This is a genomic window from Aeromonas sp. FDAARGOS 1405, assembly GCF_019048265.1.
GTDB classification, from domain to species: domain Bacteria; phylum Pseudomonadota; class Gammaproteobacteria; order Enterobacterales; family Aeromonadaceae; genus Aeromonas; species Aeromonas veronii_A.
In genome coordinates, this window is record NZ_CP077311.1 from 4,073,114 (window position 1) to 4,090,242 (window position 17,129).

Consider the following 17,129-nt stretch of genomic DNA (forward strand, 5'->3'; position numbering starts at 1 on the left):
TATATCTAGAATAGTAATATTATATTTAGCTCCATTATATTTTAGTCTTGATGCTCACGTAAGGTTGCAAGTCCCATCACGATCAGACCATAGAAGAGGCAAAGCAGTACACCCACGGTAGCAAGGTTATAAAGGCGACGCGGATATTCGGCATCTTCAGCCAACGTCGGTTGGGTAATTACCAACAGGTGCTTCAACTTGCGATACGCTTCAACCCTGGCTTGCTCCAGGCTGATAAGACCGGTTTTATAGAGATCTGCCGCCAGGGTTGCCTGGGTTTGCACATCCAGATAGCCGGCGGTGATTTCATTCATGGCGTCCTTGTCCTGACCGGTCAACTTGGCTCGTTCCTGCTCAAGTTGCCTGGTCAAGGCATCAACCCGGCTCTGTACCGAGACAACGGCGGGAGCGGAATCCTTCATATAGCTGCGCAGTTGTTTCAGCTCCGCCTGTTGGCGCACCAGTTCGCCTTCAATCTGGCTGACCACTCCCAAGCGTGCGCTACTGGTCGACTCTGGGCTGATAAGTTGATGGCTGTTTTGAAAGGCCAGCACCTTGGCTTTTTCATCTTGCAACCGTTGATAAGCCCGATCGACTTCCTTTTCGACAAAAGCAAGCTGATCGAGAGCCACTTGATGCCCCAACTTGTTGATAAAGCGTTCTGACTCTTTAAGCATCAGGGCCACAACCTGTTGGCCATATTGGGGATCAAATGTCTGCAACTCGATGGTAAGTACACCGGACAACTCATCAAGATGTAATCCCAGATGCTGGCGATAGTACTTGATGAAATCCTCTCGACTGACATCATCAGACAAGCGTGAAAAATAATCTGCCGCACCACTTTGGTAGTGTGATTTGAGGGCGAGCTCTTTATCCAGCTTGGCTAGCATATCCCATGATTTTAAATAGTCTTGAATTAACAACACATCTTGATGATTGCTACCCCCAATACCCAGCATGGACAAGGCGTCGGGTAACATCTTGATTTGATCAGCTTGCTTGATGATCAACTCGGCACGACTGACATAACGATCAGATGCCATAAAACCAAAATAGACTGTCGCGATCGCAAAGCAAACGACTACCCACAAGAAGCTGCCTAATTTGAGACTGCTTTGCCAAGAACGGTGAGCAATCTGATAACCGCTGGAGTCAATAAAAAACTGTTTAGGCGCTTTGCTTAACTTGCGCAACTTGCGCACAAAGCGTGAGGACTTTTCTGATTTGATAAGTTGAGTCATGTTGAATTTGGCTTATTATAGATTCTGATAAATACGGATGGCATCGTCGATATTGTCAAATACCTCCAGTCTGCTATTACGCAACAGAATACCCATATCGCACTGCTGACGAAGGTTTTTCATATCGTGCGACACCATGATAAGACTGGCTGTCTCGCGTTTTTGATTAAACACATCAATACATTTCTGTTTAAAGCGCGCATCGCCTACCGAGGTGATCTCATCCGTCAGATAAATATCAAAATCAAAGGCCATACTGACGGCAAAATTGAATTTTGACTTCATACCACTGGAATAGGTTTTGATGGGTAACTCATAGTGCTGACCGATCTCAGAGAACTCCTTCACCCACTCTTCAACCGTCTTGGTATCCCGTACACCATGAATACGGCAAACAAAGCGCGTATTCTCTCGTCCGGTCATACTGCCTTGAAATCCACCACTTAATGCTAACGGCCAGGATACACGACAAAGACGACTAATTTTTCCCTTGCTAGGCATATCCATTCCACCTAGAAGACGAAGCAGTGTTGATTTACCTGCCCCATTTATACCAAGAATACCGATGTTACGATCTCTTGGCAGCTCAATACTGACGTCGCGCAGTACATAGTTGCGGCCAAACTTTGTTGGATAGTACTTGGTTACATTATCAAGAATGATCATTTTTGATTCACGTTAACTTGCGATCAACCGACGATGCCCAAGGCGATAACAACTCATAGCAAACGTCAGCAAAATTAGAGTGATACTAGAGAGATATGCGGCACTTACACTCGTGCTGTTATAGCCCGAGATCCAACCACTACGGATCAGTTCGAGAGCATGCACAAGTGGATTCCATAAAAACCAATATTGATACTGAGTCGGTATGCTCATTAGGGGATACATGACACACGAGACAAACATAAGAGGCATCATTAATAGGTTTAAAAATTTATCCGCCTCTTGAAATAAGCTACATATAATGCAGAAGATGATGCCAAGAGAAAATGAGAAAACCATTAATAGAAAATAGATAAAAATTACTTGTAAAGGATCTGCCGGAATGGCATCAAAACCGAACCAAAGTAGTCCCATAACAAGAATGATACCAACCATCATGCCCACCATAGCCTCAAGTATAAAACGGGCAACAAATGTAGAAAAGGGAGTGACTTGTCGATAGCAGAACAGTCCCATGTTGGCGTTGACTGCGGATTGTAATTTGCTCACCACATTCTTGAAAAATAGAAAAGGCAAGTAGCCGGCAGTGATAAACAGAGGTGCGGGGGCTCCGCCAAAGCCGCTGTGGTTGCGAAGACCGAAAATCAGACTGAATGCACTAATCATTAGTAAGGGGTCAATAAGGGCCCAAGCATAGCCCAGCCGATAATTACCAAAACGGGTTTTAAGCTCGCGAATAAGCAGGCCAAAGACAACATCTCGCAACACCTGCAGGGATGTGCGCGGCGTTTGATTAAGTATCGGTTTATTCATTATTTCGCTTTACCCATAGCAGACTCGCCCGTTGGCGAGTCTGCTTTTTCTCATCAAGAAGCGGCTTACTTAATTGCTACGTTAGCAGCCACGGCGATCTGATAGATAATTTGAGTAATATCCTTGACCGATTGCATGGTTTTGCTGTCGACCTTGGGCAACACCAGGATCTGATCACCGGGCTGGACACTCCCCTTATCTTTAAACTCCACCAACCCGTTGGCATGAACCACGGCAATCCGCTGGTCATTCGCACGCTCGGTGAATCCGCCCGCCCAGGCCACATAGTCATCGAGAGTCGCATTGGCGTTATAGACCACAGCTTGTGGCATCAACACTTCCCCACCGACCTGGATCAGGTCGGTTCTGTTCGGTATGACAATCTGGTCACCCTGTTCCAACTGAATGTTCGCAACAATCCCCTTGTCTGCGACCACCACCTTGCCAAGTGGCTGAATTTTTCTGGCCTTTTCGACAAAGCGCATCACCAGTTCTGCCTCTTTGGCACGGATCGCCGCTTCACCATCCGAGCTGGCAGGAGCAGTAAACACACTGCGTTCCAACCGGTTGAGCGACTCTTCCAACATCTCTTTTTGCCGCGCAGCGACACTCTTGCGCATCAGGTAGATGGATTGGTAATCGGCAAGCTGTGGGTCAATGGGAATATGGTTGAGAAGCTCATGCAGCTTGGTCTGCTTGCGCACAGTGAAATATGAGGGCCCCATATAGCTACCTGCGACCTGCACATCATAAACCTGAGCATGCATGTCATCATTGAACAAGACTTTGTCACCATCCTTAAGCTGAAGGCTGGCAAAATCCTTGTAAGGTAAATAGATGGAGAATGGACCACTTGGACGGTCACCTATCACCCCGACATGACTCACCTTGGCAAGCGGCAGTGCGTAGTTGACCAGCTCCGAGCCTAGCGTATTACGCTGAGTCAATTCGAAACGGAAGGGATTACGAACCTTGCCCGCGACATTTATCATCGGGCCCTGTGGCTCTACCAGGATGACATCCTGATCTTTAAAAGAGAGCTTGGGCATTTTGCCCTGCTGCATGAATTCATACAGATCGATTTTTTGGATGACCTGGTTCTGGCGTAATACCTTTATTTGACGATAGCTGCCGCGCTCCGAGTCGATCCCCCCAGCCCGTTTTAGAAAATAGAGCACACTGTCAGAGGATTGACCCGCATACTGGCCTGGCCGTATTACCGGGCCAGTGACAAACACACTCACGGGAGTTGTTGTCAGCAGGTTGACGTAGATATTGACATTATTTGTAAAAACATCGCCAATCCTGCTGGTCACCAGATTATTGACCTGGCTGGCTGGCACATTCTTGACATTGATCGGGCCGACATCAGGGATGAAGATATTACCTTGATTATCTACCGTCACTACATTTGAAAAGTTGACAGCTCCCCAGATCCAGATATTAAGTTTGTCACCCGGAGCTATCAGATAATTGTCATTCAAACCATCACTGCGTTCAGTTTCATACCCACCTGCAAACAGATTGGCGCCATAAGGAGGAGGTAATCCTGCCTCTGCCAGGGGCAGTAATTTTCGTACATCTGCCTCACCGGGTAACAACATCCCTTGACGATTCTGTTGAGTAAAACTCCCGGTCGTTGAACTTGTGTTTGCCTGCCCACTCAGTGCAGCTTGACCACCAAGCTGAGGGCCGGTGTTTTCTGCAGCTTTTCCTGAAAGGGTGTAACCAAATGATGATCCATTTGCTTGCGCTAAATCAGGTGCGGCAAGGGTCATGGTTGTGCAGGATGTACTGATGAGGAACAGAAGTGTGCCAAGCTGATATATTTTCATTTTTTTCAAACCATTTGCCTTCATTTTATTGCTCAGCAAGAAGGTTGCTGACAGAGGTCTGTTCCAGTTGAGGTATCAGATACCATTGTTCTTCAGTCTTGCATGCCGCGCGTCTTTGCGAGTGGCCTTGCACACTGTTAAACAACAACTCAACGCACTCAAGACCCAGAGCCGAAACATAACGTTGCCCCAGGGTATAGGTCACATTGTTTCTACTGAATGCTGCCCCCTGTGGCAGCGTATTCAGCGCCTGCTGCAGATCGGGAGGCATGACATGCAATTCGGTAGCAATCGAGGGGTTGACGAGAGGACGAGACGCTTCTACCTGCTTTGGCTCATATGCGCAGCCACCAACTTGTATGGCTAATGAAATCGCCAATAACCGGGTTGCATAATTCATGTGTCAATATTTTCCATGGAGTCAAATGTTAATCTGTTAAAACTTTACAGTCTTATGCTCTGGTAATTTTTTACCGATTTGCTGGTAATCTTTGCGACCCAAGAAGAACTGCAATATTCAGCATTACGAAGATTTTCATATCCTCTACATACCAAAGTGGGCCATGAAGTACCTCATTAACAGGCAATCAGTCAAGACTTGAAAAAGCGATTGATTCAAGCTGGATCAGCGTGATTTGCTCAATATATGAGCGCTTACTGCGTACATTGCAGAATGCTCTGAACGAATCGAGTAAAACGCGAATATATGATGGATATCAGGCAGTACACCGTCTGTATTGCTCAGAGCAGTCATAAGCCTCAAGACGGGTGACACAGTTCAAATGTTGGCAAAGTGTTACACAAATGATACCAGCATCTCTTGTTTGGCCATAGCTACCGCACAACACGAGGTGCCGGGAAAATTAGACATAGCTACCGCACGGCGATGACATCCTGCCGGATAAAAAGCATACAAGATGGATGTGAAATAAATACAGGAGGGACAAAATACGTGGACTGCCAGCTCAAAAAGCCAGCAGATAGATTATAATGTAAGCACCCAACCCGTGCATGAAAGCGTCACAATGTGACGTATATCATACTTATTCTCGTTTTTTTTGAATGCTACCAATAAGCCGCAATTGGGTCAACAATCAAAAATTCCACCTGCAATCCCCACCCGATGAAAAAATCAGCAAAATACTGTTTTTTAAGAATTTTTTATTTAATTTTTCATTGGCAAAAAATGTATTCACATGGTGTAAATAATTTTGATGATGCTCCAGATTAATTTAGAAACGTCTAAATTATTCCTCTTCCCTTCCAGAAAAAATTAATTTTTGTGAAGTCACAATATTGATTTTTCAATGAAAATGAAATAGGAGAAATCTGATTTACCCAGGAAGTCATATCCGACATCCCTCTCAAACTCCTCGCCCTGCGCGATAAACCAGTCCACGCCAGCGAGCATCATCACGTCACATGTTACACATTTGTTCAAATAACGAACTAAGCCGGGATGCTGATGACCTCCCCTTATTAAGGGCATCAACGCGATAGCCCATTTATCGACCAACATGATTTTTTTTAGTTTTTCTGGCCGTGATTGACAGGGTTATTGTCTGTTGACTATGCCTGATATGTGTCCGATTGAATCAGCGACACAGGGTCACAACGACATTGGAGGGGGCATGGACGCTAACACTCTATCAAGGATCGGCCTGCTGGTTTCGTTGCTCACCAGCGCAGGAGCGATAGCCAATGACAATATTCTTACCCTGCAACTAGGCAAGGCATTCAGCAATGAAAAGCTCGACATCAAATTCGCCGACGCCAAGTTTCACCATATGTTCTGGCGCTGGGGAGACTCAGGCTGCCAATTTGGGCTGGGGGTGCGTGGAGGAACACTCAAGGTAGAAGATGAAGAGACCGCAAGACTGGGAGGCGGCGCCCGTATCGAATGCCAATGGGGTAACTGGGTGACCTGGATACCCGGCGAAATGGTCTGGCTCAATCAACATCAATTTGGCACACGCGGCCACGGCTTCAAGGATTATGGCGGCCCCTTCCAGTTCGCTCTGGGCATCGGTCTCGGCTACGCCATCACCAAGAATTGGCTGATCGGCTATCAATATGAGCACATGTCCAACGCCTATATGTATGACAAGAACCCGGGGCTGGACAGCCATACCCTCCATATCGAGTACCGTTTTTAGCCAGACAGGCTTTGTCGCTATCACCGGAACACTCTGCAAAAAAGCCTTCACTTCTGTGAAGGCTTTTCGTTATGTAGTCTTCTGATAACCGGGGTGGCCGTGAGAGGATCACCACACTCAGGAAATGGATGACGACACGCTCTACCGCTTCACCACATCATGGGGGTGGCAATCAGTCCTTTTTCGCCTTGTTGGCGAAGAAGATATCGGCCTGAATATCCTGAGTGCGCACAGTGAAGATCTGGTTGGTCAGCTCTTCAGTCAACGCCTCGGCCTCCTTCATGACTCGCAGATTGAAGTCGTTGAGCATGTTGTTGGCAGCGGTCTTGTCGGTCTTGACCGTTTTCAGATAGTTGGCTTCCATCTCTTTCTGCTCTTTGGCGATCTTCGCCTCCCAGCTCTGGTAAGCCTGCTTCACCATGGGGGCCAGTTTGGGGTAATCGGTCATTACCAAAGTCTGCAGTTTGCGATATTTCCAGTAGATGGAGTCGCTGTCGGCCTTGTCGCTACCCATGGCATAGTGCGCCGGATAGGCTTCCAGACCGCTGTAGTAGGGAACGAAGGCGGTCAGATCCGCCATGCCGAGGCCCACATAGGTCACCTCCCCCACCTCACGCGGCATCCAGGGGCGTACCTGCATCACATGGGACTCGTAGGTGCGAAACACGCTGACGGGGCGCCACGGCTCCTGACCGTTCAACCCCTTGCTGTAGGGATCGTGTTCGGTGCCGTCATAGTGATTGCGCAGCACCGCCTTGACCTCCTCCAGGGTCATCTTCTTCTCGGGGGAGAGGGTGACCGGGAACTGGCGACCGGAATCCACCGCCTGCTTGAGCGAGGGGTTGAACATCTGCTGGATGTTCCAGACCCGCGGATCGTTATAGGTACGGTCCCGCTCGTCATCGCGGGTATAGGCTTTCGAGAAGTTGAACGCCCCCTCCTTTTGCGGATGGTAGAGCCCCTTCTCGGTGGCAAATTCGATCAGATTTTTCGATCCCATCATATCGGCACTGGCGGGATCGTACTGCTGCAGGCGGCCCTGATTGCCGGTGGCAAAGTAGTGATTTTTCGGCAGACGCTGCGCCATCCAGTGATGGCCGGTGGCAGTCTCCAGATACCAGAGCTCGTTATCATCCACCACGGCGACACCAAATCCCTCTCCCGCGCCTATGGTCTCGATGATGTTGCCAAGCAACGAGATCGCCTCGCGGGCCGATGTGGACCGGGAGAGCAACACATCGGGAATGTCATCCTCGGTGATCCCCTTATCTTCCACATAGGGGTCAAAGGCGAGCGCTTCGGGTGAGGCAAAAATGGACTCGGTGCCGCTCACCCCGACTCCCTTCTCGTTGAACCCGGTGGCGCCATGCAGCTGGGTCTTCCAGTTCGGTACCGTGGTATAGCGCAGGGAGTTTTTCGGCAAGGGGTAGCTGAAATCATTGGCGCCATTGTGAGCCTTGGAGCTGTGCATACCGCTCTGCCCCTGCTTGGCCGGATGGATCACGAAATGCTGGGCTTTCAGGGCATCGCTGTCGGCGCTGCGGGCCACCATCATGGAGCCATCGGCGCTGGCTTCACTGCCGACCAGCAAGGTGGTACAGGCGAACGCCGACGAGAAGAGAGCAAGGTTGATGGAGAGTGCGACGACGCACTTTTTGAAGGAATACATGAGATCTCCTTGTTGCACAGAGTGGTTGCAAATAAGCGGTGGCGCGCCAGTCAACCTGCCGCTGTCACAAGGGATCTGCGCGGTGACACGGGCCGGACAGTGCGGGCCATCAAACCGTAAACACGAAAAAGAGCAGTGCGAATAAACCATGGAAACCAGGGAGGTAGCCAGGCCCCCTGATAGGCGACCTGTGCGCATTTCTGCTTTCCGCTGTCCCGCTGGCGTGGCGATACTAGGCCCAATCAACTGACTTGAGTGTGACTGACAGCCCAAAACACCAACAATAAAGACTCAATCGATGCAAAATGTTGATAAGTGTGACAAGTGCAGGATCCTTGGCGACATTCAGCCGTCAACACAAGGCACGCAAGGCGCATACAGAAGGGAAATAAAGAGATGAGGAGATGTGACGCGCGGGATGGCGTGCTGACGCCATCCCGCGATTCAAGTCAGTAGGTCACTGCGCATCCGGCTGGTTTGCGGGGGCGGCCTTGATAAAGGCTTGCAACTGTTCGCAGTTGGCGACGATGCGGCGGATAGTGGGGTAATCGTCCAGGGTCATGTCGTAGCGGCGGGCGTTGTAGACCTGGGGCACCAGCATGCAGTCGGCCAGGGTCACTTCGTTGCCGACGCAGTAGACACCGGCGGTGGTCATCAACAGCTGTTCGAGGGCGGTGAAGGTCTCGTCAATCCAGTGGCGATACCAGCGGGCCTCCTGCTCGTTGTTGGCCCTGAAGTGCTCTTCCAGATAGTTGAGTACCCGCAGATTGTTGAGCGGGTGAATATCACAGGCGATCATGTTGACGATCTGGCGCACCCGTGCCCGCGCGTCGGGGGAAGAGGGCATCAGTGAGTAGGCGGGATAGGTCTCGTCGAGGTACTCCATGATGGCGACCGACTGACCGATCTGCACATCGCCATCCACCAGAAACGGCACCAGCCCTTGCGGGTTGATCCGGCGATAGGCCTTCTCGCTCTGCTCGCCTTGCCGCAAATTGATGGGATGCTGCTCGTAGGCGAGCCCCTTGAGCTGCAACACGATCCGCACCCGAAAACTTGCCGATGAACGCCAATAGCCAAACAACTGCAACATAATCTGTCCCTGCTTTTTATCTGGGCCCGAAGCCCGGCAGATGCTCGTCACCTGCCTCCTTGTGTATCCGGCACCGGTTGAGGCTCGTCGTGATCCGGACATATCCGGAATATCCTTGCCGCCAACCGGCGCTGGCCATCAACCTCCCTGACCGCTCGCTGGCACCACCTGTTGAGAGATGGTGCCAAACAGATTTTGGCCAGAGCGATCTTCCATCGAGATCGACACTCTATCACCAAACTGCAAATAGGAGGTTGTAGCTTGATCACAATCAAGAATTTCCAGCATGCGGCGCTCGGCGATGCAGGATGAACCGGCGCTGCGATCGTAGTTGGAGACGGTGCCCGAGCCGATGATGCAACCCGCCCCGAGCGGTCTTGTCTTGGCGGCGTGGGCAATCAGTTCAAAGAAGTTGAAGGTCATGTCCACCCCGGCATCCGGTGCGCCAAACAGGGCACCATTCAGATGGGTGCGCAGGGGCAGCAGCACCTTGCCATCGCGCCAGTCATCCCCCAGCTCGTCCGGGGTGATGGCCACCGGCGAGAAGGCGCTGGACGGCTTGGACTGGAAGAAACCAAATCCCTTGGCCAGCTCCCCCGGAATGAGATTGCGCAGGCTCACATCGTTGACCAGCATCAACAGTTTGACGTGACTGGCGGCCCCCTGCGGGCTCACCCCCATCGGCACATCGTCGGTGATGATGGCCACCTCCGACTCGAAATCGATCCCCCACTCCTCGGAGCCCATGACAATCGGCCCACGGGGAGCCAAAAAGCTGTCGGAGCCCCCCTGATACATCAACGGATCGTGCCAGAAGCTTTCCGGCATCTCGGCGCCGCGAGCCTTGCGCACCAGCTCCACGTGGTTGACGTAGGCGCTGCCATCGGCCCACTGATAGGCACGCGGCAAGGGAGAGAGGCAAGACGCTTCGTCAAAGGGGAACGCCTCGGCCACACGGCCCTCGTTAAGCTGCTGATAGACAGCCTCAAGCCTGGGGGCAACCTCGGCCCACTCATCGAGGGCGGCCTGCAAAGTCGGGGCTATCTCGCTCACCCGCACTGCCCGGGTCAGATCCCGGCTCACCACCACCAAAGCGCCATCGCGCTTGCCATTGTTCAATGTTGCCAATTTCATAAGCGATTCCTTATTTGCCGGCAGCAGCGTCCGGGCGCTGCCAGCTGGAGACATACCGGGTGTTCTCGATCCCTTCGCACAGACTGCCGACGTTCAGCGCATCGCGGGTATCGAGCATGACCGCCACCTCGTCGGTGAACTTCTTGGCATAGGCCTGCCCTGCCGCAAACGCCTTGGGATGGGGGCCGTGGGTGAAACCGGCGGGATGGAAGGTGACCATGCCCCGCTCGATATTGTCCCGGCTAAAGAAATCCCCCGCGTGGTAAAAGAGCACCTCGTCGTAATCGTCATTGCTGTGATAGAAGGGCACCTTGAGGGCGCCGGGATCGCTCTCGATGGGGCGCGGCACGAAGGTACAAATCACGAAGCGGCTCGCCACAAAGGTCGAATGAGCCGACGGCGGCAGATGGTAGCGATGGCTCATCAGCGGGCGGATATCCCGCCAGTTGAGGCGCACCACGCACAAGTCCCCGTGCCAACCTTGCGCATCAAGCGGGTTGAAGGGCCAGGTGATGACCGACACCTGATCGTGACGCTTCACCTGCAGCGACCAGGGATTCTCATCCTGCTGGGCTAAAAAGCGTTCATTGATGGCGGGCACATCGAGCGCCGCCGGGTCGAAGATGGCGTGATTGCCCACCAGCCCCTTATCCGGCAGCTGGTAGCTGTCGTTGGTCGCCTCGATCATCAGGATGAACAGGGGCGCCGTCGGCTCGATGCGCCACATGGTGCCGCGGGGGATCACCACGTAGTCGCCATCGCGAAGAGTCAGGTGGCCGTAGTCGCAGAAGAACTCACCGCCCCCCTCGTGGATAAAGAGCAGCTCGTCGCCGTCGGCGTTGCGCACCAGAAACGGCATCGCCTCGGAGAGCCGCCAGATGCGATAGCGGCAGTGGGGGTTGCTGAGAATATCGGGAGCCACCCAGGGAGAGAGCGAGCTTACCTCCTCCTGGAGGGCATTGAGGTCAAACAGCCGTGGCCGCAGCGGCCCCTCCCAACTGATCCAGTCAGTGGGGGCATGCTTGTGGTGCATGTGGGTGGCGGGGCCGAAAAAGCCGCTTCGCCCCAGCTCGCGCTCATAGATGGCCTGTTCCGGCAGGTCGGCATGGGCTTGCCGGGAGTGGGTCCCCTCCCGATGGGGGAAGTTAATCCAGTTACGCATCGCTCGCTCCCTCTTTGCGGGCACCCTTCTCATCCTCGCCGCCATCCAGCACGCCACGGCGGATCTGGTCCAGCTCAATCGATTCAAACAGCGCCTTGAAATTGCCCTCGCCAAACCCTTCGTTACCCTTACGCTGGATGATCTCGAAGAAGACCGGGCCAATCACGGTGTCGGTGAAGATCTGCAGCAGGATGCCATCCTTGGTGGGGGAGCCGTCGATGAGGATGCGCAGCTCTTTCAGAGCAGCCAGATCCTCCTGATGCCCCTCGACCCGGTTGTTCACCTTCTCGTAGTAGGTATCGGGCGTCGGCATAAAGCCGGTACCGCGGCTGCGCAGGGTGCGGATGGTGTGGTAGATATCGCTGGAGGCCATGGCGATGTGCTGGATCCCCTCCCCCTTGTACTGACGCAGGTACTCCTCGATCTGGGACTTGTCATCCGCCGACTCGTTGATGGGGATGCGGATCTTGCCACAAGGCGCGGTCATGGCACGGGAGTGCAGCCCGGTCAGCTTGCCCTCGATATCGAAGTAGCGAATTTCACGGAAGTTACCGATCCGCTCATAGAAGTTGGACCAGACATCCATATTGCCGCGATGGACGTTGTGGGTCAGGTGATCGATCTCCATAAGACCGGCATCCACCTCTGCCATCCGGGACTGCCAGTCGGGGTAGAAGACAAAATCCACGTCATAGATGGAGCCCTTGTCGCCATAGCGGTCGACAAAGGAGAGCGTGCTCTCGCCGATACCGTAGATGGCGGGAATATTGAGCTCCATCGGGCCAATCTTGCCGACAAAGGGCTTGGCCCCCTTGGCGATGGCGTACTGCTGGGCTTTGCCCGCATCGCTCACCCGAAATGCCATGCCGCAAACGCTCGGCCCGTGCAGGCTGGCAAACTGCTCCGCCTGGGAGTGAGGCTCGGCATTGACCACAAAGTTGATATCCCCCTGCCGGTAGAGCCAGCACTGCTTGTGTTTGTGCTTGGCGACCTCGGCAAACCCGAGCGAAACGAACAGGCTCTTGAGGGCAGCAATCCCTTTGGCATCGGGGGCTGTGTACTCGACAAACTCGAAACCGTCTGTGCCTAAAGGATTGATGGTATGGGTGGCGGAAGAGGTGGCATTCATCGGGCGCTCCTTGCTCTTGATTCGGTTAAAACGGATTGCGGCACCCAGCGGCGCGGCAAGTGTTAACAACTTGTTTCATTAGAAGCAGGGCGTAGCAGGAAGAGAAGAGGCGGGTTGCAGATAGTTTTTCGCAGCTGGCAGCAAATAATGTAAATGGATTGTGACATTCAAGTCGCAGCCTTGCGGATCAAACGGTGACGACCCGCATGGCTGTCAGCTTTGGCTTACAGTTGCCAGTTTTTGACCAGCAGATGGGGCAAGCGGGCCCGGGCTTTTTGCAGTCGCGTGGGCGTTGGATTGATCAGCCACGCCTCTTTCCCCAACCCCAGCAGTGGCAGATCGTGCAGGCTGTCGCTCAAGGCCAGCTCGACATCGAGGGCGCAGATCTCCGGCAGCAGCTTGTGCTGGCCGTGGCAATAGAAGCGCGGCATCAGGCCGCCAAAACGGTAGTGCATCTGCGAGCCAATGATCCGGTGGGGCAACTGGCCGGGCAGTTGCTGATAGAGTTGGGCTCGCACCAGCGCGCAGGGGCTGGCGGAGATCACCCAGCAGCGCGCCCCCTCGCTTTGCAGCAACTCGCGAGCCTGACGAAACAGCCCCGGCCTGGTGCGGCAATAGGCGCGCACCAGCTTGCGCCAACCGAGGGGAGAGAGCCAAAGCGTGATGGCCCACCAGATAAGGGAGATACCGCGCCGCCGCTGGCTGGGTAGCAGCTGACTTGGCAACAAATAGACCAAGCCACCCAGCGCAATCACTGGCAACAGCAACAGCGGCCAGATCCGGCGGCGCAGGATATAGCGCAGCAGACCGGCGTGGCTGTCGCCGGGGGCCAGGGTGTCGTCAAAGTCGGCCAGGATCCAGCGCGGAGTGCCCCCGTCAGGATCACGATCTATCGCTGAAGGGATAATGGTGTCAGACGCTGGGCGCATAAACATCAGGGCGCAAGGGCTGCAATGGCTGCAGTGAGCTCAGGGGTGACAAATTCACTCCCCACATCGGGCGAGCAGACAAAATCGAACGGCTCGCCCGCCAGGGTAAAACTCAGTCGCCAGGCGTGCAGATAGCCGCGATCGGAGGGCGTACCGCCATAGCGCTCATCCCCGAGAATGGGGGCGCCGATGCTTTTGAGGGCAACCCGGATCTGGTGGGTTTTGCCGGTCTGGGGCTTGACGCGATAGAGCCGCAGCCCTTCGCGCACCGACACCGAATCGAACCAGCTGATGGCAGGATTATCCAGCGTGCGCGCCAGCAGCCAGCTGCCGCCACGCCCCTTTTGCATATCCCCTTTCACCCAACCCTGCTTCTTCTTCGGTTTACGATCGGAGAGCGCCAGATACTGCTTGCTCACCTCACGGGCCGCAAAAGCCATGCTCAGCTCACGGTTCGCCTCTGTGGTGCGGGCCAGCAGCACCAGCCCGGAGGTCATCTTGTCGAGCCGGTGCACCGGATAGAGGGTGAGCCCGGTATCGGCTTTCACGCGATTGACCAGTCCCGGATTGACCGACTCCCCGTCGCCCTTCTCGTCGTGCATGCCTATGCCGGGCTGCTTGTCGATAACCAGGAAAGCGGGATGCTCAAACAATATCCGGTACATAAAACCTCGGGAACTGGGGAATAAGGCTCACAGCCAACGACTGGCGGCGCTCGGGAGTGCTGCATTCTCCCTGCTCGGGCACTATTTGGCAAACCGGGCGGGCAGAGGATAAAGATAAAAAATGGCCCCGCCTGCAACAGGCGGAGCCATTTTCGCTCATATTGGCAGGTCAACCCTTACACATTGCGCGGGCGCAGGTGGGCGTGCCAGCGCGCTTCCCACTTTTTGAACAGCCAGACGATGACAAAGGTGAGCAGCATATAGAGCAGCCCTGCGGTCAAAAAGGCCTCGAACGGACTGTAGTAGCGAGAGTTGATGATCCGCGCCGCGCCGGTCAGATCGACGATGGTGATGATGCCCGCCACCGCCGAGCCTTGCAGCATGAAGATCACCTCGTTGCTGTAAGCCGGCAGTGCCCGACGAAACGAGTTGGGCAAAATGATCCGGGTCAGGGTCTGCCAGCGGGTCATGCCAAAGGCGTTGGCTGCCTCAATCTGGCCGCGCGGCATGTTGTGCACCGCCCCGCGCACGATCTCGGCGGTATAGGCGGCGGTATTGAGGGTGAAAGCCAGCAGCGCACAGAACCAGGCTTCGGAGAAGAGCGACCAGGCGGCACTGTTCTTCAGCCACTCCCACTGGGCAGCGCCGTAGTAGATGATAAAGAGCTGCACTAGCAGCGGGGTGCCGCGAAAGAAGTAGATATAGGCCCAGATCGGCCCCTTGATCAGCCAGTTGCGGCTGTTGCGCAGAATGCCCATGGGCACCGCCAGCATCAACCCAAGGATCAGAGAGAGGGCCACCAGCCAGACGGTGGTATAGAGCCCCTCCCAGTAGGTGGGCCACTCTTTGAGAATGATTGAGAAATCCATGGCTTACCTCGTCTTGATGGCGTAATGACGCTCGGCCCACTTGAGCGCCGAGGTGGAGACTGCGGTGAAGATCAGGAAGATCAACGCCACCGCCATGTAGAAGGTGAAGGGTTGCTGGGTCGAGCCCGCCGCCAACGAGGCTTTGCGCACCATGTCATCAAGGCCGATGATGGAGACCAGCGCGGTGGTTTTCAGCAGCACCAGCCAGTTGTTGCCAAACCCGGGCAGAGCGTGGCGCATCATCTGGGGGAAGAGGATCCGCACAAACACCTGGGTAGCCCGCATGCCAAAAGCCCGTGCGGCCTCCAGCTCACCTTTGTCCACCGCCAGAATGGCGCCGCGAAAGGTCTCGGTCATGTAGGCGCCGAAGATAAAACCGATGGTCGCGACACCGGCCACAAAGGGGCTGATGTCGATATAGTCCGGAAGCAGGGAGACCCACTCCTGATTGGGATTGCTCTCCAGTAACCAGCTGTTGTAAGTCTCGTTGACCCAGGTGCAGATGCCGTTAATCAGCACCTGGCCGCCAAAGAAGAGCAGCATCATCAGCACCAGATCGGGGATACCGCGAATAATGGTGGTGTAGCCGGTGGCGATGGCCCGGGCCCACTTGTAGGGAGAGAGTTTGGCCAGCGCCCCCAGCATCCCCAGCAGCAACGCCAGCAGCAGGGAGGCCAGCGCCACTTCCAGGGTGACCCAGGCGCCCTCCAGCAGCGAGGCTTCGTATCCTTTCAAATCAAACATATGCAGCTCCATCGCCACTGAATCTTCACGCACCTGCTAACCAGAAGGCTCCATAGCAGTCCGAATGAAATATGTGCAGCTCCATTGCAATCAATGCGGGCCCGTAAACTCCCTCAGGGAGGTGACGGGCCCGATGACTACTGACGGGATCAACCTGTCGTTACTTGCCGTAGACGTCTTTGGACTTACTCGCCGTAAACGTCTCTTTGTTTTACTCTCCGTAAACGTCGAACTCGAAGTACTTGTCGTTGATTTCCTTGTACTTGCCGTTGGCACGCAGCGCCAGAATGGCGGCGTTGAATTTCTCTTTCAGATCCTTGTCAGCCTTGCGCACTGCAATACCGGCGCCTTCGCCAAACCACTTGGGATCGGTCAGTTTCGGGCCGACGAATTCAAAGGCATCACCCCCCTCTTTCTTCAGCAGACCGTCGGTGATGGCGGCAGAGTCGGCCAGCACATAGTCCACACGACCGGATTTCAGATCGAGATAGGCTTCATCGGCGGTGCCGTAACGCTTGATGGTGGCATTGGGGAAGTTGTCGGTAATAAAGGTATCCATGGAGGTCGCACGCTGCACCGCGACGGACTTGCCTTCCATAAAGGCTTTGTCGAGCTGCACGTCAGTGCCCTTCTTGGCGGCGAAGCGGGCCGGAATGTGCTGGTACTTCTGGGTGAAGTCCACTTTCTTCTTGCGCTCTTCTGTGATGTCCATGGTGGCGATGATAGCGTCAAACTTGCGCGACAGCAGCGCCGGAATGATGCCGTCCCAGTCCTGCTTGACCAGGGTGCACTTCACTTTCATCTCTTCGCACAGGGCGTTGGCGATGTCGATATCAAAGCCTTTCACCTCGCCACTGGGCTCGGTCCAGGAGAAGGGGGGATAGGCACCCTCAACCCCGATCCGGACCTCTTTCCACTCCTTGGCCATCAGGCTACCGGACGCGAGGGCAGTGACTACGGCTGTCGCCAGCATCAGCTTGTTCATGTATCTCTCCTTGATAAAACAGTTGATTGGGTAACC

General features: G+C 54.2%; 16 protein-coding genes. 1 reads left to right on the plus strand and 15 read right to left on the minus strand.

The window, feature by feature from the left end:
- Positions 1 to 41 precede the first annotated feature (41 nt).
- The 5 genes from I6L35_RS18680 to I6L35_RS18700 all read right to left on the minus strand — a co-directional run bounded on the left by I6L35_RS18680 (position 42) and on the right by I6L35_RS18700 (position 4,958).
- A complete protein-coding gene (locus I6L35_RS18680; RefSeq protein WP_213388795.1) occupies positions 42 to 1,244 on the minus strand; it encodes a sugar transporter in 1,203 nt (400 codons plus the stop codon).
- A gap of 15 nt (positions 1,245 to 1,259) precedes the next feature.
- Positions 1,260 to 1,910 carry an ABC transporter ATP-binding protein gene (locus I6L35_RS18685; RefSeq protein WP_040094739.1) on the minus strand — a complete coding sequence of 217 codons (651 nt, stop codon included), beginning with the start codon at positions 1,908 to 1,910 and terminating at the stop codon, positions 1,260 to 1,262.
- Between the two features lie 12 nt (positions 1,911 to 1,922).
- Positions 1,923 to 2,723 (minus strand): ABC transporter permease, encoded by an 801-nt coding sequence (locus tag I6L35_RS18690; protein WP_040094740.1) that lies wholly within the window; start codon positions 2,721 to 2,723, stop codon positions 1,923 to 1,925.
- Between the two features lie 65 nt (positions 2,724 to 2,788).
- On the minus strand, positions 2,789 to 4,597 hold the full coding sequence (locus tag I6L35_RS18695; protein WP_254204491.1) for a polysaccharide biosynthesis/export family protein: 1,809 nt from the start codon (positions 4,595 to 4,597) through the stop codon (positions 2,789 to 2,791).
- Positions 4,584 to 4,958: a hypothetical protein gene (locus I6L35_RS18700; protein ID WP_213388798.1), complete on the minus strand. Its 375-nt coding sequence runs from the start codon at positions 4,956 to 4,958 to the stop codon at positions 4,584 to 4,586. Before I6L35_RS18700 ends, I6L35_RS18695 begins: the two co-directional genes overlap by 14 nt.
- 1,231 nt (positions 4,959 to 6,189) lie before the next feature.
- On the opposite strand from I6L35_RS18700, the gene I6L35_RS18705 reads away from it, so the two are divergent.
- On the plus strand, positions 6,190 to 6,714 hold the full coding sequence (locus I6L35_RS18705; RefSeq protein ID WP_005344743.1) for an acyloxyacyl hydrolase: 525 nt from the start codon (positions 6,190 to 6,192) through the stop codon (positions 6,712 to 6,714).
- A 172-nt stretch (positions 6,715 to 6,886) separates the two neighbouring features.
- Here the strand turns inward: I6L35_RS18705 and I6L35_RS18710 are convergent, their stop codons facing one another.
- The 10 genes from I6L35_RS18710 to I6L35_RS18755 all read right to left on the minus strand — a co-directional run bounded on the left by I6L35_RS18710 (position 6,887) and on the right by I6L35_RS18755 (position 17,093).
- Positions 6,887 to 8,383: a C69 family dipeptidase gene (locus I6L35_RS18710; RefSeq protein WP_216979017.1), complete on the minus strand. Its 1,497-nt coding sequence runs from the start codon at positions 8,381 to 8,383 to the stop codon at positions 6,887 to 6,889.
- A 457-nt stretch (positions 8,384 to 8,840) separates the two neighbouring features.
- The gene (gene maiA, locus I6L35_RS18715) at positions 8,841 to 9,476 is read right to left on the minus strand and encodes a maleylacetoacetate isomerase (protein WP_005361400.1); all 636 of its coding nucleotides are present in this window, start codon (positions 9,474 to 9,476) and stop codon (positions 8,841 to 8,843) included.
- Between the two features lie 138 nt (positions 9,477 to 9,614).
- Positions 9,615 to 10,610: a fumarylacetoacetate hydrolase family protein gene (locus tag I6L35_RS18720; protein ID WP_216979018.1), complete on the minus strand. Its 996-nt coding sequence runs from the start codon at positions 10,608 to 10,610 to the stop codon at positions 9,615 to 9,617.
- A 10-nt stretch (positions 10,611 to 10,620) separates the two neighbouring features.
- Positions 10,621 to 11,772: a homogentisate 1,2-dioxygenase gene (locus I6L35_RS18725; RefSeq protein WP_201915836.1), complete on the minus strand. Its 1,152-nt coding sequence runs from the start codon at positions 11,770 to 11,772 to the stop codon at positions 10,621 to 10,623.
- A complete protein-coding gene (hppD, locus tag I6L35_RS18730; protein WP_110302313.1) occupies positions 11,765 to 12,901 on the minus strand; it encodes a 4-hydroxyphenylpyruvate dioxygenase in 1,137 nt (378 codons plus the stop codon). Before hppD ends, I6L35_RS18725 begins: the two co-directional genes overlap by 8 nt.
- A 224-nt stretch (positions 12,902 to 13,125) precedes the next feature.
- On the minus strand, positions 13,126 to 13,836 hold the full coding sequence (locus tag I6L35_RS18735) for a haloacid dehalogenase-like hydrolase (RefSeq protein WP_254204492.1): 711 nt from the start codon (positions 13,834 to 13,836) through the stop codon (positions 13,126 to 13,128).
- Complete coding sequence (locus tag I6L35_RS18740) at positions 13,836 to 14,495, minus strand: TIGR01621 family pseudouridine synthase (protein ID WP_216979019.1); 660 nt, start codon at positions 14,493 to 14,495, stop codon at positions 13,836 to 13,838. The genes I6L35_RS18735 and I6L35_RS18740 overlap by 1 nt, the downstream gene beginning before the upstream one ends.
- Before the next feature lie 176 nt (positions 14,496 to 14,671).
- Positions 14,672 to 15,364, minus strand: a complete 693-nt coding sequence (locus tag I6L35_RS18745; protein ID WP_005337302.1) for an ABC transporter permease — start codon at positions 15,362 to 15,364, stop codon at positions 14,672 to 14,674.
- A gap of 3 nt (positions 15,365 to 15,367) precedes the next feature.
- Entirely contained in the window at positions 15,368 to 16,108 is a 741-nt protein-coding gene (locus I6L35_RS18750) for an ABC transporter permease (RefSeq protein WP_005352911.1), read from the minus strand.
- A 211-nt stretch (positions 16,109 to 16,319) separates the two neighbouring features.
- Positions 16,320 to 17,093, minus strand: coding sequence for an ABC transporter substrate-binding protein (locus I6L35_RS18755; protein ID WP_005337307.1), 774 nt, complete (start codon positions 17,091 to 17,093; stop codon positions 16,320 to 16,322).
- Positions 17,094 to 17,129: the final 36 nt, after the last annotated feature.